The organism is Actinomycetospora sp. TBRC 11914 (assembly GCF_012933465.1).
Classification (GTDB): domain Bacteria; phylum Actinomycetota; class Actinomycetes; order Mycobacteriales; family Pseudonocardiaceae; genus Actinomycetospora.
In genome coordinates this window covers 23,665-43,858 of record NZ_JABBND010000019.1, presented here as the reverse complement: position 1 = coordinate 43,858, position 20,194 = coordinate 23,665, and the positions used below count along the sequence as shown (strand labels likewise).

At 74.4% G+C, this 20,194-nt stretch carries 17 protein-coding genes; 9 read left to right on the top strand and 8 right to left on the bottom strand.

The window, feature by feature from the left end; all coding sequences use genetic code 11:
• Positions 1–154 precede the first annotated feature (154 nt).
• The 3 genes from boxC (at position 155) to HH311_RS24395 (ending at position 5,019) form a co-directional block, all read left to right on the top strand.
• Positions 155–1,840: a 2,3-epoxybenzoyl-CoA dihydrolase gene (gene boxC, locus HH311_RS24405; RefSeq protein WP_169186389.1), complete on the top strand. Its 1,686-nt coding sequence runs from the start codon at positions 155–157 to the stop codon at positions 1,838–1,840.
• A 23-nt stretch (positions 1,841–1,863) separates the two neighbouring features.
• Positions 1,864–3,291 (top strand): benzoyl-CoA 2,3-epoxidase subunit BoxB, encoded by a 1,428-nt coding sequence (gene boxB / locus HH311_RS24400; protein WP_169186300.1) that lies wholly within the window; start codon positions 1,864–1,866, stop codon positions 3,289–3,291.
• A gap of 90 nt (positions 3,292–3,381) precedes the next feature.
• Complete coding sequence (locus HH311_RS24395; RefSeq protein ID WP_169186388.1) at positions 3,382–5,019, top strand: benzoate-CoA ligase family protein; 1,638 nt, start codon at positions 3,382–3,384, stop codon at positions 5,017–5,019.
• Between the two features lie 13 nt (positions 5,020–5,032).
• On the opposite strand, the gene HH311_RS24390 is transcribed toward HH311_RS24395, so the two are convergent.
• Positions 5,033–5,224, bottom strand: a complete 192-nt coding sequence (locus HH311_RS24390; RefSeq protein ID WP_169186299.1) for a hypothetical protein — start codon at positions 5,222–5,224, stop codon at positions 5,033–5,035.
• 257 nt (positions 5,225–5,481) lie between these two features.
• On the opposite strand from HH311_RS24390, the gene HH311_RS24385 reads away from it, so the two are divergent.
• On the top strand, positions 5,482–7,644 hold the full coding sequence (locus HH311_RS24385; protein ID WP_169186298.1) for a bifunctional lysylphosphatidylglycerol flippase/synthetase MprF: 2,163 nt from the start codon (positions 5,482–5,484) through the stop codon (positions 7,642–7,644).
• Between the two features lie 5 nt (positions 7,645–7,649).
• A complete protein-coding gene (locus tag HH311_RS24380) occupies positions 7,650–8,468 on the top strand; it encodes a PrsW family intramembrane metalloprotease (RefSeq protein WP_312030372.1) in 819 nt (272 codons plus the stop codon).
• Here HH311_RS24380 and HH311_RS24375 read toward each other — a convergent pair.
• Together HH311_RS24375 and HH311_RS24370 are read right to left on the bottom strand one after the other, a co-directional pair.
• On the bottom strand, positions 8,457–9,497 hold the full coding sequence (locus HH311_RS24375) for a phosphotransferase family protein (protein ID WP_312030371.1): 1,041 nt from the start codon (positions 9,495–9,497) through the stop codon (positions 8,457–8,459). The two genes, HH311_RS24380 and HH311_RS24375, sit on opposite strands and share 12 nt — an antisense overlap.
• Positions 9,494–10,480: a zinc-dependent alcohol dehydrogenase family protein gene (locus tag HH311_RS24370; protein ID WP_169186297.1), complete on the bottom strand. Its 987-nt coding sequence runs from the start codon at positions 10,478–10,480 to the stop codon at positions 9,494–9,496. The genes HH311_RS24375 and HH311_RS24370 overlap by 4 nt, the downstream gene beginning before the upstream one ends.
• 124 nt (positions 10,481–10,604) lie before the next feature.
• Here HH311_RS24370 and HH311_RS31105 point away from each other — a divergent pair, with 124 nt between their 5' ends.
• From HH311_RS31105 to HH311_RS33555, 3 genes are read left to right on the top strand one after another with little or no spacing between them, the layout of a single operon-like run.
• On the top strand, positions 10,605–11,315 hold the full coding sequence (locus HH311_RS31105) for a TetR/AcrR family transcriptional regulator (protein ID WP_211190756.1): 711 nt from the start codon (positions 10,605–10,607) through the stop codon (positions 11,313–11,315).
• Positions 11,312–12,661 (top strand): cytochrome P450, encoded by a 1,350-nt coding sequence (locus tag HH311_RS24360; RefSeq protein ID WP_169186296.1) that lies wholly within the window; start codon positions 11,312–11,314, stop codon positions 12,659–12,661. The genes HH311_RS31105 and HH311_RS24360 overlap by 4 nt, the downstream gene beginning before the upstream one ends.
• A gap of 42 nt (positions 12,662–12,703) precedes the next feature.
• Entirely contained in the window at positions 12,704–13,303 is a 600-nt protein-coding gene (locus tag HH311_RS33555) for a thermonuclease family protein (RefSeq protein WP_169186295.1), read from the top strand.
• Here the strand turns inward: HH311_RS33555 and HH311_RS24350 are convergent.
• The 3 genes from HH311_RS24350 to HH311_RS24340 are packed head-to-tail and all read right to left on the bottom strand — an operon-like array spanning position 13,284 to position 16,083.
• On the bottom strand, positions 13,284–14,135 hold the full coding sequence (locus tag HH311_RS24350) for a L,D-transpeptidase (protein WP_169186269.1): 852 nt from the start codon (positions 14,133–14,135) through the stop codon (positions 13,284–13,286). The two genes, HH311_RS33555 and HH311_RS24350, sit on opposite strands and share 20 nt — an antisense overlap.
• A 57-nt stretch (positions 14,136–14,192) precedes the next feature.
• Entirely contained in the window at positions 14,193–15,272 is a 1,080-nt protein-coding gene (locus tag HH311_RS24345; protein WP_169186294.1) for a hypothetical protein, read from the bottom strand.
• Positions 15,273–15,294: 22 nt separating this feature from the next.
• On the bottom strand, positions 15,295–16,083 hold the full coding sequence (locus HH311_RS24340) for a YihY/virulence factor BrkB family protein (RefSeq protein WP_169186293.1): 789 nt from the start codon (positions 16,081–16,083) through the stop codon (positions 15,295–15,297).
• Positions 16,084–16,298: 215 nt separating this feature from the next.
• Between HH311_RS24340 and HH311_RS24335 the strand changes: the two genes are divergently transcribed.
• The gene (locus HH311_RS24335) at positions 16,299–17,753 is read left to right on the top strand and encodes an alpha/beta hydrolase family protein (RefSeq protein ID WP_169186292.1); all 1,455 of its coding nucleotides are present in this window, start codon (positions 16,299–16,301) and stop codon (positions 17,751–17,753) included.
• A gap of 16 nt (positions 17,754–17,769) precedes the next feature.
• Here HH311_RS24335 and HH311_RS24330 read toward each other — a convergent pair whose 3' ends face one another.
• Both HH311_RS24330 and HH311_RS24325 read right to left on the bottom strand, forming a co-directional pair.
• Positions 17,770–18,774 carry an alpha/beta hydrolase gene (locus HH311_RS24330; protein WP_211190755.1) on the bottom strand — a complete coding sequence of 335 codons (1,005 nt, stop codon included), beginning with the start codon at positions 18,772–18,774 and terminating at the stop codon, positions 17,770–17,772.
• A 1-nt stretch (position 18,775) separates the two neighbouring features.
• A complete protein-coding gene (locus tag HH311_RS24325) occupies positions 18,776–20,170 on the bottom strand; it encodes an FAD-linked oxidase C-terminal domain-containing protein (protein ID WP_169186291.1) in 1,395 nt (464 codons plus the stop codon).
• Between the last annotated feature and the right edge of the window lie 24 nt (positions 20,171–20,194).

The window sequence follows — 20,194 nt, the reverse complement described above, 5'->3', positions numbered from 1 at the left end:
GCGGCCTCCTCGAATGTCTACTGCTCTTCCCCTCGTCGTCATAGTCTCGTAGAATGTGGGCCGGACGACAAGAGGAGGTCTCACGGTGACGGTCCTGGAGGAGCCGGTCAACGACGTCGCGGCCGACACCGCGGAGTCGGCCCGATCGGAGGCCGTGCCGCACGTCGACTTCGACACCGGCCCGGAGCGCTACCGGCACTGGCGGTTCACCGTCGACGGCCCGACGGCGTGGGTGTACCTCGACGTGGCCGAGGACGGCGGGATCGTCCCCGGCTACGAGCTGAAGCTGAACTCGTACGACCTCGGCGTCGACATCGAGCTCTACGACCTCACCCAGCGGCTGCGCTTCGAGCACCCGCAGGTCCGCAGCGTCGTGCTGACCAGCGGCAAGGACACGAACTTCTGCGCGGGCGCGAACATCCGGATGCTCGCCGGGTCGAGCCACCCGTGGAAGGTGAACTTCTGCAAGTTCACCAACGAGACCCGCAACGGCATCGAGGACATGACCGACGCGGGCCAGACCTGGATCGCCGCGCTCAACGGCACCGCGGCCGGCGGCGGCTACGAGATGGCCCTGGCGTGCGACCGCATCCTGCTCGTCGACGACCGGTCGTCCGCGGTGAGCCTCCCCGAGGTGCCGCTGCTGGGTGTGCTGCCGGGCACCGGCGGGCTCACGCGGGTGATCGACAAGCGCCGGGTGCGCAAGGACCGCGCCGACGTCTTCGCGACGCGCTCCGAGGGCTTCGGCGGGCGCAAGGCCGTCGAGTGGAAGCTCGTCGACGAGGCCGTGCCGCGTCGGGAGTGGGACCGCGTCGTGGCGGAGCGCGCGGCGGAGGCGGCCGGGGCATCCACCAGGCCGGCCGACGCGCAGGGCATCTCCCTGCCGCCGCTGCAGCGCACCGAGGCTGACGGTGCCCTCACCTACGACCACGTGCGCGTGACCCTCGACCGCGAGGCGCGCACGGCCACCGTCGTCGTCGCCGTGCCCGAGATGACCGACGACCCGGCGGCGCTGCACGACCAGGGGGCCGCGCATCCGCTGCTGGCGATCGTCCGGGAGCTCGACGACGCGATCCTGCGGCTGCGCACCAACGAGCTCGAGATCGGCACCTGGCTGCTGCTCACCGAGGGCTCGACGGAGCACGCCCTGGCCGCGGACCGGCTGCTCGCCGGGCACCAGGACGACTGGCTGGTCGCCGAGACCACGCGCTACCTCCGGCGGGTCCTCAAGCGCCTCGACGTCACCAGCCGCAGCCTCATCGCGCTGATCGAGCCCGGCAGCTGCTTCGCCGGGCCGTTCCTGGAGCTCGCGCTGGCCTGCGACCGGCAGTACATGCTCGAGGGCACCTTCGAGGAGGACGAGGACGCCACGCTGCCCAGCGGCGCCGCGGCGGAGGAGCCGGCGGTCGTCGTCGTCACCGACGCCCAGTTCGGCACCTTCCCGATGGGCAACGGCCTGACCCGGCTCGGCTCCCGCTTCTACGGCGACGACGGCGAAGGCGGAGCGCTCGAGACGATTCGGGCGCGGCGCGGCGAGGAGCTGACCGGCGGCGACGCCGACGACCTCGGCCTGGTCACCGACGCCCCGGACGACATCGACTGGACCGACGAGATCCGCATCCTGCTCGAGGAGCGAGCGTCGCTGTCCCCGGACGCGCTGACCGGGATGGAGGCCAACCACCGGTTCGTCGGACCCGAGACCATGGAGACCAGGATCTTCGGGCGGCTCACCGCGTGGCAGAACTGGATCTTCATCCGACCCAACGCCAGCGGCCCCGAGGGCGCGCTGCGCAAGTACGGCACCGGCCGCAAGGCCGACTTCGACCAGAAGCGCGTGTAAGAGCAACAGGGGGCTCGCACCACATGACGTCCGCACGCCCGAAGATCGACTTCGACGCGAAGATCCCGAACAACGTCGACCTCGCCGGCGACCGCAAGCTCCAGCGGGCCCTCGAGCGCTGGCAGCCCAACTTCCTCGACTGGTGGGCCGACATGGGGCCCGCCGTCGACACCAAGGACGTCTACCTGCGCACCGCGGTCGACGTCGGCCGCGACGGCTGGGCCCACTTCGACCACGTCCCGATGAACGAGTACCGCTGGGGGGTCTTCCTCTCCGAGCACGACCCGGACCGGCGGATCGCCTTCGGCGAGCACAAGGGGGAGCCGGTCTGGCAGGAGGTGCCAGGCGAGTACCGGGCCGACCTGCAGCGGCTCATCGTGATCCAGGGCGACACCGAGCCGGCGTCGGTGGAGCAGCAGCGCTTCCTGGGCGCGACGGCGCCGTCGTTGTACGACATGCGCAACCTGTTCCAGGTCAACGTCGAGGAGGGCCGCCACCTCTGGGCGATGGTCTACCTGCTGCACGCCTACTTCGGCCGGGCCGGGCGCGAGGAGGCCGACCAGCTGCTGGCGCGCAACTCCGGGTCGGACGACTCGCCGCGCATCCTCGGGGCCTTCAACGAGGAGACCCCGGACTGGCTGTCGTTCTTCATGTTCACCTACTTCACCGACCGCGACGGGAAGTACCAGCTCGGGACGCTGAAGGAGTCGGGCTTCGACCCGCTCTCCCGCACCTGCGAGTTCATGCTCAAGGAGGAGGCCCACCACATGTTCGTGGGCACCACCGGCATCGACCGCGTGGTGCGCCGGACCGCGGAGCTGATGGCCGACCACGACACCGAGGAGGTCGCCGGCGCCGGCGGCATCCCGCTGACGATGATCCAGAAGTACATCAACTTCCACTACACGGTGTCGCTGGATCTGTTCGGCAACGAGTCCTCGACCAACGCCGCCAACTACTTCACCGCGGGCCTCAAGGGCCGGTGGCAGGAGGAGCGGCGCGAGGACGACCACCAGCTCACCGACGATGCCGGGCACGTCGACGCGTACAAGGACGGGCAGGTCACGCACAACGAGGTGCCGGCGCTGCTGGCGCTCAACCAGGACCTGCGCCACGAGTACATCAACGACTGCAGGACGGGTCTCAAGCGCTGGAACCGCATCCTGGCCAAGGCCGGGATCGACGCCGAGCTGACGCTGCCCCACGTCGGGTTCAACCGCCAGGTGGGAGCCTTCGCGGGCGCGCACATCACCCCCGAGGGCCGGGTGATCCCCGAGTCCGAGTGGATGGCGCAGAAGGACCAGTGGCTGCCCACCGAGGTCGACAAGACCCACGTCCGCAGCCTCATGCACCCGGTGCTCGAGCCCGGGAAGATCGCGGGCTGGATCGCGCCGCCCTCGACCGGTATCAACGACAAGCCGGTGGACTACGAGTACGTCCACTTCCACTAGGTGCCTGCGGCTCGTGAGCACTGAGTGTCGGTATAGCGACAGTTAGTGCTCACGAGCGCGGAGCGCACCTCGTCCGCGAAGGCGGTTGATGTGCTGTCCCACCACCAGCAGTTCAACGCGTCGCAGTACCTCGTCGACCGGCACCTGGCCACCCCCGGCGCCGGCGGCCGCCCGGCGGTCCGCGCGATCGTCCCGGGCGGCGTCCGCGAGCTCGACTACGACACCCTCGCCGGCGAGGTCGCGAGCGTCGCCGCCGGGCTGCGCGCGCTCGGGGTGCGGCCCGAGCAGCGGGTGCTCATGTGCTGCTCGGACGGCGTCGAGCTCTTCACCGCCATCCTCGCCGCGATGCGCATCGGGGCGGTCGCGGTCCCGGTGTCGACCATGCTGCGCGGCACCGAGCTCGCCAAGCTCGTCATCGACTCCCGCGCGCCGGTCCTGCTCTGCTCGCCGGAGTTCGGGGAGGTCACCCGCCACGCCGTGGCCCTGGCGACCGAGGACCGACCGGACCTGTTCGACGTCGTCGTGGCCCCCGCCGCCGTGCCCGTGACGGACCCCGACCCGCTGGCCGGCTACCCGGTGCGCACCCGCAGCTGGGCCGACCTCGTCGCGGCCGGCGCGGGCGGGGACGACTCGCCGTACCCCACCTGGGACGAGTCGCCGGCGCTCTGGCTCTACACCAGCGGCACGACGGGGACCCCGAAGGCGGCGATGCACCGCCACGCCGACATCCGAACGGTCTGCGAGACCTACGGCGCCCAGGTCCTCGGGATCCACGCCGACGACGTGTGCTTCTCGGTCGCCAAGCTGTTCTTCGCCTACGGCATCGGGAACTCGATGTTCTTCCCGCTCGCGGCCGGGGCCTCGTCGGTGCTGGCGCCCGGGCGCCCGTCCCCGGCCGCGATCGCCGAGGTCGTCACGACCCACCCGGTGACCCTCTTCTACGGCAGCCCGAGCGTCTACGGGCCGCTGCTCGCGAGCGACCTGCCCGACGACACGTTCGCCCGGGTCCGTCAGGGCGTCAGCGCCGGCGAGGCGCTGCCGGCGCGGATGGTCGTCGGGATGCGCGACCGGTTCGGGGTCGAGGTGCTCGACGGCATCGGCTCCACCGAGGCGCTGCACATCTACCTGTCGAACAAGCCCGGCGAGGTCGTCCCCGGCACCTCGGGGGTGCCGGTGCCCGGCTACGAGGTCGAGATCCGCGACGACGACGGGTCGGTGGTCCCGGACGGCACGAAGGGCACGCTCTACCTGCGGGCCGACTCGCTGTGCACCGGCTACTGGTGCCGCACCGACGTCAACCGCCGGGTGTTCGAGGGCGAGTGGATGCGCACCGGCGACACCTACGTCCGCAACCCCGACGGCACCTACCAGTGCCTGGGCCGGACCGACGACGTGCTCAAGGTCGGCGGCATCTGGGTCACGCCGATGGAGGTCGAGGAGCGGCTCGTGCTGCACCCGTCGGTGGGGGAGGTGGTCGTCGTGGGCGTCCCCGACGACGACGGCCTCGACCGGACGGTCGCGTGTGTCGTGCCCGCGGAGGGCGCCGTGGTGGACCCGGAGGCGCTCATCGCGTGGTGCCGGGAGGGGCTCGCGTCGTTCAAGAAGCCGAGCCACGTCCTGGAGATCGACGCCGTGCCGCGGACGGCGACGGGCAAGGTCCAGCGGTTCCTCGTGCGGGAGCTGGCGGCCGGTGCCCTTCGGGCTCGTGAGCAGAAAGTGTCGTCATAGCGACAGTTAGTGCTCACGAGGCCGAAGGCCACCAGGCGGCCGTCGCGAGGTCGAGCTCGACCAGGTCGGGGTGTCGGAAGAAGAACCCCTCGTCGTGGTCGAGGAACGCCGGAGGGTGGGTGCCGACGGGGCACTCCTCGGTGTGGGCGACCGGCGCGAGGCGGCCGGGGCGCAGGGCGAAGCAGAACGAGCAGCTGCCGAACATCGGGTGACCTCCGGCGGACGGGTCGCGCGGGCGCGAGCGGGGCGGACCGGCCCGGGCGCGGCGGTGGACCCGGTCGTACCCGGATGGTTGCCCGCTGCGGGCCTCCCGCCGACCGCTTCGTGACGGCCCGCACCGCGTGAGCTGCATCGCCTGGTCACCGGGCGTTGTCTTCCCGCGGGGGATCTCGGAGACTGGGCTCACGCTGATCCTCGATCGGACCAGTGTGATCGCACTGGGTGAGTCCCGAGGGGGCGGACATGTCGGTGACCACGGCGCCGGAGGAGACCTCCGGGTCCGCACGGCGGGAGGCGTGGGCGGCCCGCGGCCGGTCCTTCGCAGGCCTCGTGCGCCGGGTGCCGTTCACGGCCACCGTCGTGGTGCTCATGGTCGTCGGCGGCCTCGTCACCGGCGCGTTCTGGTCGCCGCTGTCCGGCCGGCCGGACGCGATCGACCTCGCCTACGGCCCGCCCGCGCTGCTCGCCGGGCACGTCTGGACGCTCGTCACCGGGGCCCTGCTCGCCGGGCACCCCGTGCTCTACGTGCTCATCCTCGGGCTGTTCGCCGTCGCCGTCGGCTGGGTGGAGATCCGCTGCGGCACCCGGCGCACCGCGCTGGTCACCGTCGCGTTCCAGCTGGCGGCGGTGCTGCTCACCGCGGCGCTCGTCCTCGCGCTGGCCGCCACGCCGTGGGCCTGGGCGGCCCGGCTCGCGGGGGACCTCGACACCGGGTTCTCCGCGGGGATGTTCGCGGCGCTGGCGATGGGCGCGGCGACCCTCCACGCCCCCTGGCGGTTCCGGCTGCGCCTGGTGCTGGTGGGCGTGGCCGTCGTCGGGCTGCTCTTCCTCGGCGGGCTCGCCGACGTCGAGCACGCCATCGCCCTGGCCCTCGCGCTCCCGCTCGCCCGGCGGCTCGCGGGGCCCACCGCCGCGCCGGCCCCGACGTCGGGGCGGGTCGGCCGCCGGGAGCGCCGGCTGGTCGCCGCGGTCGGGCTCGTCGTCATCGCGGCCATCCGCGTCATCACCGTCGTCGTGCCCGTGATCGGGCCGCTCGGGGACACCAAGGACGAGTCCAGCGTCCTGGAGGTGACCATCTCGGTCGTCATCTCCCTGCTGATCGCCGAGGGGCTGCGCCGCGGTCGGCGGCCCGCGTGGTGGGCGGGTCTGGTCATCGGCGGGTTCTACACGCTGCTGGGCCTCGTCGTGGTCGTCGCCGTGGTGTACGCGCACATCACGCACCAGGTGGACCAGCTCGAGCTCATCGGCCTCGCGATCTTCGTCCCCAACGCGGTGCTCTGGGCGGCGCTGCTGGTGTGGCTCGTCGTCGGGCGCTCGGCGTTCGCGGTGCCCTCGCGCCGCGCGCTGCGCCGCCGCGGCCCCGACGGACCGGTGGAGGGCCCGCGCGCCGCGCGCACCGCCCTGCACACCCACGGCGGCTCGACGATCTCGTGGATGACCACCTGGCCGGAGAACCGCTACCTCGCGACCGCCGACGGGATCGTCGCCTACCGGGTGCACGCCGGGGTCGCGGTCGCGCTCGGCGACCCGGTCGTCGAGCCCGAGCGGTTCGGCGAGGCCCTCACCGGTTTCCGGACGCTCGCCGAGCGCTCCGGCTGGGTGCCGTGCCTGTTCTCGGCGACGGCCGGCCTCGCCGAGGCCGCGCGGGCGCAGGGCTGGCGTGCCCTGCAGGTCGCCGAGGACACGCTGATCGACCTCGACGGGCTGGAGTTCAAGGGCAAGCCCTGGCAGGCGGTGCGCAGCGCCTTCAACCGGGCCGGCAAGGCCGGCATCACCCACGAGATGGTGCACCTCGCCGAGGAGCCCCGGGCCGTCGTCGCGCAGGTCCGGGCCATCTCGGAGGAGTGGGTCGGGGACAAGGGGCTGCCCGAGATGGGCTTCACCCTCGGCGGCGTCGAGGAGGCGCTCGACTCCGAGGTCCGCACCGGGCTCGCGATCGACGCCGAGGGCACCGTCCACGGCGTCACCTCCTGGCTGCCGGTGTACGGGCCGGAGCGGGAGGTCGTGGGCTGGACGCTCGACGTCATGCGGCGCCGCCCGGACGGGTTCCGCGCGGTCGTCGAGTACCTCATCGCCTCGGCGTGCCTGACGTTCCAGGCCGAGGGCGCGCGCTTCGTCTCGCTCTCCGGGGCCCCGCTGGCCCGCTCCGACCGCGATCCGGAGGCCGCCGAGCCGGTGCTCGACCGCGTCCTCGACCAGCTCGGCGCCCTGCTGGAGCCCTACTACGGCTTCCGGTCGCTGCACCAGTTCAAGGCGAAGTTCCGCCCGCGCCACGAGCCGATGTACCTGGTCTACCGGGACGAGGGGGACCTGCCGCGGGTCGGGATCGGCATCGGGCGGGCGTACCTGCCCGACGCCGGGGTCAAGGAGCTCCTGGCGCTCGCTCGTACCGACGACGGGAAGTGACCCGCGTGGCCGCCACCAGCCGCCTGCTGCGCCACGCGTGGCTGCTCGTGCTCGTGATCGGCGTCGCCCTGTTCGTGCTCGACGAGCGCACCATGGTGGCCACCCGGAACCCGAACTTCGTGCCCTCGGCGATCCTGCTCGGGTCCGCGGTCGTGCCCTTCACGTTCGTCACGTTCATCAAGGGCCGCCGGCTGCCCTACGCCGTGTCGGGCGGGCTGCTCGCGTCGGCGGCCTTCTTCGGGGGCGTGCTCGGCACGATCGTCGCCGGGACCCTCGAGTTCGACGTCGAGCAGCGCCTCGGTGCCCTGCCCATGATCGGCGTCGCGGTCATCGAGGAGGGCGCCAAGCTGCTCGTGCCGCTCGTGCTGCTGCTGGTGCTGCGCCACCGGTTCGGACCGGCCGACGGCCTGCTGCTCGGCGTCGCCTGCGGCGCGGGCTTCGCCGCGCTGGAGACCATGGGCTACGGCTTCGTGACTCTGCTCGAGTCCCACGGCAGCGTCGTCAGCACCGTCGACGTGCTCATGCTGCGCGGGCTGATGAGCCCGGCCGGCCACATGGCCTGGACCGGGATCACCGCCGCGGCGCTCTACGCGGTCCCGGGCGCGGTGCACCACGGCCGGGCCGTCGGGCGCTTCGTGCTCGCGTACATCGTCGCGGTGGCCCTGCACACCGCGTGGGACAGCCTCGGCGGCGTGGTCGCCTACGTCGTCCTCGCGGTGCTCAGCCTGGGCCTGCTGACCTACATCGCCCACCGCATCGCGGAGGGCGAGGCCCACGTGAACGAACGTGGTCGCCCGAACGACCACATCCGTTCACATGCGTAGCTGGTCCAGCGCCGACCGGGCCTGCGCCTCGATCGCCTCGGGCCCGGTGACCTCGTCGGCGTCCGCCGCGTCGCCCATGTCGCCGGCCTGGTAGCGGGTCCACACCCCGGCGTGGATGCACGCCGCCCGCCACCGGGCGAACGCGATGTAGAAGTCGATGTCCGGGAGCTTCGCGCCGGAGGCCTTCTCGTAGCGGGCGAGCAGGTCCTCCCGGGTAGGGAACCCGCCGGCCTCGGTCGGGTTGGGCAGCGCCGCGGGCACCGTGTCCCCGGGCTGCGACCAGGACACGAGCACGTGCCCGAGGTCGCAGTACGGGTCGCCGATCGTGGCGAGCTCCCAGTCGAAGACCGCGACCGCGCGGCCGTCGTCGGCGTAGGAGATGTTGCCGCTGCGGAAGTCGCCGTGGGCGATCCGGTTCGCCGGGGCCTCGGGGATGCGCTCGGAGAGCGCGGCGTGGGCCTCGTCGATCGCGGTGAAGTCCTCCAGCGCCGACGCGTGCGCCTGCCGGTGCCAGCGCCGGAGCTGGCGCTCGACGAAGTTGCCGGGGCGGGCGAGGTCGTCGAGACCGACCTCGGCGGGCTCGACGGCGTGCAGCGCCGCGAGCACGTCCATCGTCGACTCGCCGATCCGGGTCTTCACCTCGGTCGACGTCACCCAGTCCGCGTCCTCCGGGCTGTTCAGCACCCGGCCCGGGGCGAAGTCCATGACGTAGAAGTCGACGCCGGCCACGTCGTGGTCGTCGCAGAACGCCACCGGCTGCGGCACCGGCACGTCGGTCGGCGCGAGCGCGGTGAGGAAGCGCCACTCGCGGCCCATGTCGTGCGCGGTCTCCAGCACGCCGCCCAGCGGCGGGCGGCGCAGCGCCCAGGTGGTCCCGGCGTCGTCGGTCACCTGGTACGTCAGGTTGGACCGCCCGCCGGTGATCCGGCGGAAGACCGGCTCGCCGGACAGACCCGGGACGTTCGCCCGGAACCACGCAACCGCGGCGTCCGGCACCCCGGAGTCGCCCGAGATCCCCGGCGCGCTCACGGCGTCACCACGATCTTCCCGACCTGCGCGTTGGACTCCAGGTACGTGTGCGCCTCGACGATCGTGTCGAGCCCCGCGAACACCCGGTCGACCTGGGGTCGGAAGTCCCCCGACCGCAGTCCCGAGCCCACGAACGCCCCTGCCCGCCGTAGCCGCTCCTCGTCGTGCGTCATCGCGAAGAGCGTATAGCTCCGCATCCAGAGATCCGGGAGCGTCTCGGTGGGGAAGATCGTCGGCTCGCCCGAGAGCAGCCCGTGGATGGTGATCACCCCGCCGCGGGCGGTCGCCCGGGCCAGGTCCGCCACGCCGGAGCCGGCCACCGCGTCGAACACGTGCTCGGCGCCGCGGCCGCCGGTGATCTCCAGGACGCGGGCCACGAGGTCCTCCTCGGCGGTGGCGACGACGTGGGCCGCGCCCGCGTCGCGCAGGGGCTGCGCCTTCGACGACGACCGCGTGGTCGCGATCGGGACCGCCCCGACGCGGTTCGCCACCGCGATCGCGGCGAGCCCGACGCTCGAGGTCGCCGCGGTGATCACCACGTGGTCGCCGGCGCGCAGCCCGCCGGTCTCGACCAGGCCGCCGTAGCCGACGAGGAACGGCATCCACACCGCGGCGCCGTCCACCCAGCTCGTCGTGTCTGGGAGGGGGACGACGGCGCGGGCGGGCACCAGGGCGCGGTCGGCGTAGACCGGGTAGTCGTTCATGGAGAACCCGGGCACCACGCTGACCCGGTCCCCGACCCCGAAGCGGGTCACCTCCGGCCCGACGGCCGAGACGGTGCCGCTGCACTCGTAGCCCAGCCCGGCCGGGAGCGTCGGCGCCTCGATGTAGGTGCCCCGCCGGAACATCGACTCCGCGCGGTTGAGCCCGATGGCCGCGACGTCGACGACGAGCTCGCCCGGCCCGGGGGCCGGGTCGGGCGCCTCCTCGACCCGCAGCACGTCCGGGTCGCCCAGCTCGGAGAACCGCACCGTCCTCGCCATGGGTCGTGATCATGCCGCCGGCGCACCGGGCTCCGCACCCTCTTCCCGGAGGGGCACCGCGGGTCTACCGTGACCGCGTGACCCGATTCGACATCGGGTCACGACGAGGGCGAGGAGGCCCGGCATGAGCGACGCGCGCGCCCACCGGGTCCTCGACGCGGCCGGCGACCTGCTCGTGGCCCACGGCTACCGCCGGGTGACGATCGCCGACGTCGCGGAGCGGGCCGGCGTCGGGAAGGGCACCGTCTACCTGCACTGGTCGAGCAAACTCGAGCTGTTCGGGGCGGTGCTCGTACGGGAGGGGATCGCCCTCGGGCGGGAGCACCTCGCCGCCCTGCGCGCCGACCCGGAGCACGTGGCGCTGCACCGCACCCTCGCCGACATGTTCCTGGTGATCATGCGCCGGCCCCTCGCGCGGGCGCTCTACACCGGCGACGCGTCCCTGCTGGGCGCGCTCGCGTCGGACACCAAGATCGGCCGCTCGGTGGCCGTGGGCGCCGCCGCGCACCAGCCGCGCCACCTCGAGCTGCTCCACCGCCACGGGCTGCTCGCCGACGACCCGGCCGAGGACCCGTCGCTCTACTACCGGCTGGCCGCCACCAGCCTGGGCTTCTTCCTCGGCGACGACCTCGCCGGCGGCGCGGACCTGACCGAGCGGGCCGCCGCCCTCGGCCTCGTCGTCCGCCGCGCCTTCGAACCCGCCGAGCTCCCGCCGCGCGACGCGCTCGCCGTCGCGGCCGCGGAGGTCGACGCCGAGTACTCCGGCCTGCTCGCCGAGATGGGCCGGTCCCTGCCCCCACTCGATCATCTGTCGTCCCCGCAGGAGGGGTCATGAGCGACACCACCACCGAGCTCGCCCCCGCCGACCACGCCGCCCCCGACACCGCCGACGAGCCCGCGCTGCTCGCCTGGCTCGCGCGGATGCGCGACGAGTCGCCCGTCTGGCGCGACCGCTTCGGGATGTACCACCTGTTCCGGCACGCCGACGTGCACGCCGCGCTGCGCGACCCGGCGACCTTCTCCTCGGACACCGGCCGGCTCGCGCCGGCGACGAGGAAGGTCAACCGCGGGATGCTCACCCAGCTCGACCCACCCGAGCACCGCCGGATGCGGGCCGTCGTCTCCTCGGCGTTCACCCCGAAGCGGGTCGCCGCGCTCGAGCCGCGGATCCGGGCGATCACCCACAGCCTGCTCGACGATCTCGCGGAGTCCGCACGGCGCAGCGGAGCCGGACCGTCGGATCGGGAGGCCGGCGCCGCCGAGGAGTTCGACCTCGTCGACGCGCTCGCGTTCCCGCTCCCGGTCACCGTGATCGCCGAGATGCTCGGGCTGCCCGCTTCCGACCACGCCACCTTCCGCGGCTGGGCCGACCGGTTGTTCTCCATGCAGGTCGACGACCCGACCGACCCCGAGCTCGGTCCCCGCGTCGACGCCGCGATGGCCGACATCCGCGCCTACCTGGTGGCCGCGGTCCAGGAGCGGCGGGCCGCCGTCGCGGACGGCACCGCCGGCGACGACCTCATCACCGCCCTGGTCGCCGCCGAGGTCGTCACCGACGGCTCCCCGGTCACGCTCGACGACGAGGAGGCGGCCAACTTCTCGCTCCTCCTGCTGCTCGCGGGCCACATCACGACGACGGTGCTGCTCGGGAACGCGGTGCGGACCTTCGCCGACCACCCGCTCCCCGACGGGCGCGACCCCTGGACGGTCCTCGCCGAGGACCCGACGACGATCCCCGCGGCGCTCGAGGAGGTGCTGCGGCTGCGCAGCCCGTTCACGCAGACCGGCCGGGTGACCACCCGGCCCGTCGAGGTGGCGGGGGTGACGATCCCCGCCGACCGGTTCGTGCTGCCCTCGCTGCTCTCGGCCAACCACGACGAGCGGGCGTTCGCCGACCCCGAGGCGTTCGTCCTGGACCGGGGGATCGGGAGGCCTGGGCACGGAGCCTGCGGAGCTGCCACCGGGGGTGCAGCGCAGACGGCGTTCGGTCACGGGGTGCACTTCTGCCTGGGCGCCCCGCTGGCCCGCCTGGAGGGACGTGTCGCGCTGGAGGAGCTGACCGCCCGCTACGCCGCGCTCGCCCCCGCCGCGCACACCGCGGACGCCCTCCGGCCCTACCCCCGGGGGGTCCTGGGGGTCCGGAACCTGCCCGTGCGTGGCACCCCACGTCACCAGGGGTGACCTGCTGCAAGGATCTTCTCACCGTGCGTCACACTGACGTGCGTGAACCCAGGAGCGCCGGCCCGGATCGTCCTCGGGGCGGCGTGCCTGGTCGGTCTGATCGCGGCCGTCGCGGTGCTCACCGGGGCGGTGCGCGTCGGCCCCGACACGCCCACCCCGCCCCAGGCGTCGCCGGACGCGCAGACCGGGGCACCCGTCGTCGCCCCCGATCCCGCCGGCGGGACGCCGGCGACCGTCCTCGCCGTCGCCGACCCGGTGACGATGGACGTGCGCCTGGAGGACGGTCGCGTGCTGCGCGTGCGGGCCCTGGGCATCCAGCCCCCGGAGCGCTGCTACGCCGACCAGGCCGAGCAGTTCGCGGTCCGGACCCTCGCCGGGCGGGCGGTCACCCTGGCCGGGGACGGCCGCTCCGACCGGTTCTCCCGCGCGCTGGCGTGGGTCACGGTCTCCGAGGGCGACGACTACGCGGTGCTCGCGGCCGAGGCCGGCGTGGTCAGCAGCTACTCCGTGGACGCGCCGCCCGAGCGCATGCCCGCGGTCCGGGCCGCGTCCGACCGGGCGCGCGCGGCCGGCCGGGGGCTCTGGGGTCCGCCGTGCGTGGGGGCCGCGACGACGGCCGTGGTCAGCGGGACGCCAGGCTGATCATCGGGTGCGCGGCCGGCGTCAGCCAGCGCAGCAGCCGCACGACGGTGCCCTCGTCGGTGGCCACGCAGCCCGCCGTCGGGTGGTCCCCGATGTGCAGGAAGTAGGCCGAGCCGGCGCCCGGGCGGACCGGGTCGGTGTTGGCGTCGATGACGATCGCGTGGTCGTAGGCGTGGCCCGCGGCCTCGAGGTTCTCCGAGGCGCGCTCGTCGAACGGGCAGCGGCCCGGGGCGCAGACCTGGTGGGTGTTGTACTCGCGGCTCGCGGTGTCGCCGACCCACCAGTCGTCGGGGCCGACGTGGGCGTAGGGCAGGGCGGTGCCGGGGTCGGCGAGCCGGCCGAAGGCCTGGGTGATCGTGAAGGTGCCGGCCGGGGTACGGGCCGCCTGCTCGCTCGAGGGCCCGATCCCGTCGGTGCCGAGGAACGACGGCGTCGGCGGGAGGAACGCGGTCCAGCCGCCCGGGGAACGCGTCCACGCCGAGACGGTGGCGGTGGTCGAGCCGGGGGAGGGCGCGTCGACGAGGATCGCCTGGGTGGTCGACGCGGGCAGGCTCGCGAGGCGCGGCGGGACAGCGGGGGCCGCGGCGGGGGCGGGTGCGACGGCGGGCGCGGGTGCGACGGCGGGCGCTGGTGCGGCGGGTGCTGGTGCGGCGGGCGCTGGTGCGACGGCGGGCGCCGGCGCGGCGGCCGGCCGCACCGCCGCGAGCAGCGCCGTCTGTGCCTGCGCGCCCGCCGCCCCGTCGAGCACCAGCGCCCCGGCCAGCCCCGAGGCGCCCGCGGCCACCACGAGCACCGCCAGCAGGCGGGCGAAGATTCCCCGACCCCCGTCCATGGGCGCCATCGTCCCGCGCCGCCGCCACCGCCCCGCAGGGCCCCTCCGGTCGCGTGCTCAGCGGCCGCGCCGGCGGGGCAGGGCCGGCCGGCGGAACGGCAGCGGCCGGTCGCCCGACCACGGGGCGCTCGGCGCGTGCGTCAGGCCCGCGAAGCGCAGCAGGACGGCGTCGTAGGTCACCCGCCAGCCGGCGAAGTCCCGCCAGGCCCGCTCGGCGTCGGGACGCACCGGGGCGCCCGCGCCCGCCAGCGCGGCCCGGGCCTCGTCGAACTCCTCGCGGCGGACCGCGATCGGGTCGTCCGGGCGGGGCGCGTCGTCGTAGGGCATCTCGTAGGAGTCGGCGATGCGCCGCAGCGCCAGGTAGCCCGAGCGCAGGCACAGCTCCGCGGCAGGCCGCGGGCCCAGGTCGAGCGCCGAGGAGACGAGCGCGGCCGCGTCGAGCACGGTCCCGGCGGCCGTGACCCACGAACGGTCGGGCTGCGGCGAGCGGAACAGCGCGAGGCCGGGCGCCGAGCAGTGGGTCTCCTCGATGTCGGCGAACCACCGCGTCCACTCCGCCCAGAACCCGTCGAGCTGGTCGAGCCCCTCGATCTCGGCGAGCCGGCCGAGCAGCTCGACCGCGCTCGGGGGAGTCCCGGCCTGGGTCTCGAGCGCGGTGACCATCACCTCCCGCCGGGAGTACGAGCCGTAGATCGACGGCAGGTAGGAGACGAGCAGCGCGACCAGGCCCAGCCCGAGCGACGCCTCGACGAAGACGAGCACCGCGGCCCCGGTCCCCGGCGGCACCCGCACGCCGAGGGTGAACAGCGACGAGCCGCTCTCGACGACCGCGTCCTCCCACCCCTGGCCCAGGGCGACGTAGACCAGCGCGAACCCGATCAGCACCAGCGCGAGCCACACCAGGGGCAGGCACATGAGCGAGAGCGGGGCGTAGCGGGCCAGCGCGCGGTCGCGGCGACGGTAGTCGCGCATCCGGCGGGCCGGGGCGAACGCGAGCCCGACCGCCACGAACACCCAGCGCGTGATCCACACCGGCGTCGCGCGGGGCACGATCAGGGTCTGGGCCGCCGAGAGCACCGTCGCGACGACGATGGCCCCGCCCAGGGCAGCGGCGAGGACCGACAGCAGGGTGTGCACGGCGGGATGGTGGGCGGACGCGTCAGTCCGCCGCGGCGCGCCGTTCGGCCTCGACGTTGACCTCGGCGCCCATGAGCACCACGTAGGCGGTGAGGTAGAGCCAGAGCATGAGCACGACGACGCCGGCGAGCGCGCCGTAGGTCTGGTTGTAGCTCGAGAAGTGGTCGACGTAGATGCTGAAGAGCACGCTGCCGATCAGCCAGACGACGGCGGCCGACACCGACCCGAGGCTGATCCACCGCACGGGGGGCCCGGGACGGTCGGGGGCCACCCGGTAGACGATCCCGAGCGCGACCACGACGAGCACGAGCAGCGCCACCCAGCGCACCACCTCGGCGAGGAGCCGGCCGCCGGTCCCGAGGTGCCCGGCGACCGCCGGCATCCCGACCAGCAGCGCGACCGCCACGACGACGAACACCCCGGCGCCGATCGCGAGCGCGACGGCGAGGGGGTAGAGGCGCGTGATCCCCCGGGTCTCGGGTCGCTCGTAGATCGACTGGATGGACGTCAGCAGCTTCTGGGTGGCGCTCGAGCCGCTCCAGAGGGCGGTGCCGGCCGCGACCACGCACGCCGTCGTGAGGCTGCCGGACCCGCCGCCGGCCACGCTCTGGAGCTGTTGGAGCACGAGCGGGCGCGCCGTCTCCGGAACGACGTCGGAGAGCCAGCCGGCCACCGCCGCCATCTGGGAGGGGTCGGTGACGAGGCCGAACAGCGCGACCGCCGCGATCAGCGCGGGCGCGATGGCCAGGATCGCGAAGAACGCGACGCCGCCGGCCATGAGGCCGACCTCGTCGTCGAGACCCTTGGACACGGCAGACCTGAGGATGTCCCACCATCCGTGGGACAGGGTCCGGGTGACGTCCTCGGTGGCCCGGGAACGCTCGGTCGTCGGCGGCACGCGAGGAGCTACCCGGCCGACATCCACAGCACACGCACAGCTCGCCGGGCACGCCAGCACACCGCGCGATCACGCCGGGTGAGCACGCTCGTCGTCGTGCAGCGACGCATGGCGGGAGCCGTCCGGTGATGGGCTACCAGCGAGGACTCTCCCTGCTCGACGGCTGGCTGCCGTGGGCGGTGCAGGCGTTCGTCGCGCTGCTGCTGGTCGTGGTGCTCGCCGTGCTGGTGCCCTGGCCCGCGTCCTGGTCGCGACGACGGCGGTCGGTGCGGCGCCCGCTGCTGCGGCTCGCCGCGGTGGTGGTGCTCGGGGTCGCGGGGGCGTTCGCGGCGTACTGGGCGTTCCAGGGGAGCGGGCTCGCCTCGGACCCGGCGCCGGTCCTGCTCTGGGTGTGGGTGGGGCTGACGGTCGCGGCGGTGGTGACCGTCGTCGTCGTGCTCGGCCCGGCGCGCTGGTGGCGGCGCGTGCTCGCGGTCCTCGTCGTGCCGTGCTGCCTGGTGTGCGTCGCGCTGGTGCTCAACCAGTGGGTGGGCTACGTGACCACCGTCCAGGAGGGGTGGGGCGAGGTCACCGCCGGCGCGTTCCCGGACCAGGTCGACGCCGCCGCGCTGCCCTCGCTGATCGGGAAGCCCCGGGCCACGGGGGCCGTCGTGAGCGTCTCGATCCCCGACACCGCCAGCGGCTTCGCCCACCGCACCGAGAACGTCTGGCTGCCGCCGGCGTGGTTCGCGCCCGGTCCGCGCCCGGTGCTGCCGGCGATCATGATGATCGCGGGGGAGTTCAACACCCCGGGCGACTGGATCCGGATCGGGAACGCCGTCCAGATCGCCGACCAGTACGCGGCCGCGCACGGCGGGACGGCACCGGTGCTGGTCTTCGCCGACGCCGGCGGCACCTTCAACAACGACACGGAGTGCGTCGACGGGCCCCGGGGCAACGCGGCGTCGCACCTGACGCGCGACGTCATCCCGTTCGTCGAGCAGACCTACGGGGTGTCGCGGGATCCGCGGGCGTGGGGCGTCGTCGGGTGGTCGATGGGCGGGACCTGCGCGGTCGACCTCGCCGTCATGCACCCGGAGCTCGTCGACTCCTTCGACGACATCGCCGGCGACGCCGGTCCGGAGGTCGGGACCAAGCAGCAGACGATCGACCGGCTCTACGGCGGGAACGCCGCGGCGTGGGCGCGGTACGACCCGGCGACGGTGCTCTCGACCCACGCCCCGTACGCGGACACCGCGGGCTGGTTCGACGACTCCTCCGACGCGGCCGGGGGGTTCGCCGGACATCGTCCTGCGGGGGCGCGCCCGGGTGGGCGAGGGCCGGGGCAGCGCCCGCCCGGCGGGAACGGCGGCCCGAACGGCGCGAACGCCGGGATCGGCGGCCGCGGCGGCGGGGGAGCGACCGGCCAGGAGCTCCCGGAGGCCCAGGCGCTGTGCGCGCAGGCCCGGACGCGGTCGATCGCCTGCACCGTGGCGACGCAGCCGGGTCGGCACTCGTGGCAGTTCGCGTCGACGGCGTTCTCCGACGTGCTGCCGTGGATGGCCACGCGGGTCGAGGCACCGGGGTCGCCGGCCCGGGCCTGACGGCGGTGGGGCTCGGTCAGCCCAGCGCGGCCCGCAGCGCCGTGACCATGCGTCCGCGGAAGGCGACCATCGACGGCGCGTCCGGGACGACCGCGTCGGCGCCGTGGTACATCGCCGGTTCGACGTGCAGCGCGCACGGCACGCCCGCGGTCCGCAGCCGGCGGGCGTAGGCGAGGTCCTCGTCGTGGAAGAGGTCCTGGTCGCCGACCCCGATCCACGCCGGCGGGAGCCCGGCCAGGTCGATCCGCCGCGCGGGCGCCGCCCCGGGCAGCACGTCCTCGGCGCCGGCGGGCCGCCCGAGGTAGGCCGTCCACGCCCGGCGGTTCATGCGCGGGGTCCAGACGAACCGGCCGCGGCCGGCGTGGTCGTCGGCCAGTGCCGTCCGGTCGTCGAGCATCGGGTACTGGAGCAGCTGGAACGCCACCGGGTGGCCGGCGTCGTGGGCGCGCTGCACCAGGGCCGCGGCGAGCCCGCCGCCCGCGCTCCCGCCGCCGACCGCGATCCGCGCCGGGTCGACCCCGAGCTCGTCGGTGTGGGTCTGCAGCCAGCGCAGCGCGGCCCAGCAGTCGTCGAGGTCCGCCGGGTACGGGTCCTCGGGCGCGAGGCGGTAGTCGACGCTCACCACCGGCACGCCGACCTCGGTGACGACGCGGCTGCACCACGCGTGGTCGACACCCGGGTCGCCGACGAGGTGGCCGCCGCCGTGGATCCACAGCAGCGCCCCGGTGGCGGTGGGGCGCGACCCGCCGTCGTAGACGACGACGTCCACCGTCGCGCCCTCCGGCGAGGTGACCGCCCGGCGCCGGACCGCCACGCCCGGGCCGATCGGGGTGTCCTGGCGCAGCCGGCTGCGCAGCAGCGAGAGCAGGCCCAGCGGCAGCCACCCGAACGACACGAACAGGCGCGGGCTGCGCAGCTCGGGCGCGACGCGGGCGACGGCACGGCGGGTGCGGAGCGCCCCGACCGGCAGGACGACGCCGAGCACACCGGCGAGGACGAGCAGGACGCGTCTCGGGGTCACGTCAGACGATCTTGCCCGGGTTGAGGATGCCGTGCGGGTCGAGGGACGCCTTGACGGCGCGCTGCATCGCGAGGACCTCGGGGGACTGCTCGGCCTCGAGGCCGTGCCGCTTGAGCAGCCCGACGCCGTGCTCGCCGGTGACGGTGCCGCCGAGGTCGAGCGCGTCGGTGAGGATCTGCTCGAACGCGGCCTGGGCGCGCACGCGGGCGGGCTCGTCGCCGACCGGGGTGATCAGCAGCGGGTGCAGGTTGCCGTCGCCGGCGTGGGCGATGTTGGCGATCGTCGTCCCGTACCGCTCGCCGGTGGCCTGGATCCGGGCGAGCATCTCGGGCACCGCGGCGCGGGGCACGCACACGTCCTCGGTGAGCACCGGGCCGAGCCGCTCGAGGGCGGGGTAGGCCAGGCGGCGGGCGGCGAAGAGCGCGTCGGCCTCCTCGGCGTCCGCGGCCCGCGCGCTGAACGTCGCCCCGGCCGCGTCGAAGTGGGCGAGCATCGCGTCGGCCTCGGCGGTGCCGGCCGCGCCGGGGGCGTCGGAGCGGCCGAGCAGGACGACGTCGGCCTCGGCGGACAGGCCCATGTTCTTCCAGGCGTCGACGGCCTCGAGGCAGGTGCGGTCGACCAGCTCGAGCGCACTCGGGGTCAGCCCGTCGGCGGTGATGGCGGCGACGGCGCGGCCGGCGTCGACGATGCTCGCGAAGTAGCCGGCGACGGTGTGCTCCGGCGCGCGGGCCGGGCGGAGCTTGACGGTGACCTCGGTGATCAGCCCGAGCGTGCCCTCCGACCCGACCATCAGCCCGGCCAGGTCGAGCCCGGCCACGCCCTTGGCGGTGCGCCGGCCCAGCCGCACGAGCTCGCCGAGCCCGTTGACCACCTGCACGCCGAGCACGTAGTCGCGGGTGACGCCGTACTTCACGCAGCACACGCCGCCGGCATTGGTGGCGACGTTGCCGCCGATCGTCGACCACGGCGAGCTCGCCGGGTCGGGCGGGTACCAGAGGCCCTGCGCGGCGCAGGCCGCGCGCAGGTCGTCGTTGACGACGCCGGGCTCGACGACGGCGAGGCGCTCGGCCGGGTCGATCTCGTGGATGCGCGTCATCTGCTCGAGGGAGACGACGACGCTGCCCGTGGTCGCGTTGGCCCCGCCCGACAGACCGGTGCCCGCACCGCGGGGGACGACGGGCACGCCGTGGCGCAGGCAGGCCAGGACGACCGCCCGGCACTGCTCGGCGTCGAGCGGCCGGACCACGGCAGCCGGGAGCTCCCACGGCGCCCACTCGGCGTCGTCGTGGGCGTAGGAGGCCAGGACGTCCGGGTCGTCGACGATCCGGTCGGCCGGCAGCGCGGCCCGCAGGTCCGCGACGACGGGGGCGCTGGTCGTGGCGGTCACGGGATCCATTGTGGGCCAGAGTGGGCACACTCG